The sequence below is a fragment of the Microbacterium sp. P2_F9 genome (assembly GCF_056403635.1).
Genome location: NZ_JBFUFC010000401.1, coordinates 1 through 1,203 on the forward strand (window position 1 = coordinate 1; position 1,203 = coordinate 1,203).

Sequence of the window (1,203 nt, forward strand, 5' to 3'; positions counted from 1 at the left end):
CCGTCGGCGAGCGTACGGGCGCCGCCGGCTGCTTCGCCGAGCTGGTCGCCCAGTGTCGTGAAGCCGAGGAACACGTTCTCGAGGTACACCTGCGAGAGCTGCTCGCCCATCAGCGACGCCGCAGCCTGGGTCACCTGCGCCGTGATGGCGTCGTCCACGATGAGCGCGTCGGGGGCGGTCTGCACCTCGAGGGTCGCCTGCTCGGGCGTGCCCCCCGGCGCGGTCGAAGTCGCGGCCGCGGAGAAGTTCTCCGGAATCGTGATGACGGCGTCGTAGGTGCCGTCCGCGAGGCCCTCTTCCGCGTCGTCGGCGTTGGAGATGGTCCAGGTCAGGTTGCTGTCCTGCTCGTCGGAGCCTTCGACGAGGCCCGCGGTCAGCTGGCGTCCGAGCGGCACGAGCTGGTCGTTGATCGTGACGGGCTCGTCTTCGTTCACGATCGCCGCGTTGAGGCTGTCGAGCCGCTCAGCGGGGTTGTAGAGCGCGGCCACGAGGATGCCGCCGATCACGACGGGCAGCAGCAGCACCCCGATGAGCGTGATCCACGTGACCGGTCGCCGCGAGCGGGCGCGTTCGATGATGTGGGGAATTCCGGCGCTGGTCATGCGGACACCTCGGCGGGAGTGGGAACGGAAGAGCGGGAGACATCGAGCACGTGCGCGCTCGCGCGGCCGGCCTCGGCGAAGAACGCCTGCGCGCCGACGGGGTCGACCGCGGAGGCGAGGACGGTGACGGATGCCGCGTCCCGCAGCATGGCGGCGGCGCGCTCGCGCTCGGCCCCGGCCGGGATCGCGTCGATACCGTCGATCACGAGGAGCGACGTGCGCCCGCGCAGGGCGAGCCGCAGCTCGTGGAGCGGGTCGGGGGAGCCGTGCAGCAGCGCGACCCCGACGTGCGCCCGCACCCAGGCGCTGCGCTCCGGCAGCAGGTGACCGGCCACCCGGAGGCGACCGCCGGTGGGCATCACGCGCCCGGCGATGGTCAGCAGCAGCGCCGTGTTCGCCGCGGGGGACGCGCTCGTGACGACGAGCGCCGTGCCGGGCTCGACGCGCACGGAGACCGCCTCGATGAGCGGGATCCCGTCGGCGTTCACCTCGAGCTCCTCGGCGACCACGACCGCGGTGGAGTCCGGCCCTGGCCAGTTCGCGAGGGCCAGCTCGCGCTCGACGGCCTCGCCCTCGATGTCGAAGTGGGGGAGCACCCGGT

At 72.7% G+C, this 1,203-nt stretch carries 1 protein-coding gene and 1 pseudogene; both read right to left on the bottom strand.

Features of this window, described 5'->3' with window-relative positions; genetic code table 11:
- On the bottom strand, window positions 1-602 hold a 602-nt coding region (locus AC1DVT_RS20355; RefSeq protein ID WP_477391229.1), incomplete at its 3' end, for a YhgE/Pip domain-containing protein.
- Window positions 599-1,203, bottom strand: a pseudogene (locus tag AC1DVT_RS20360) (MMPL family transporter); the annotation flags it as partial. The pseudogene AC1DVT_RS20360 and the gene AC1DVT_RS20355, both read right to left, overlap by 4 nt.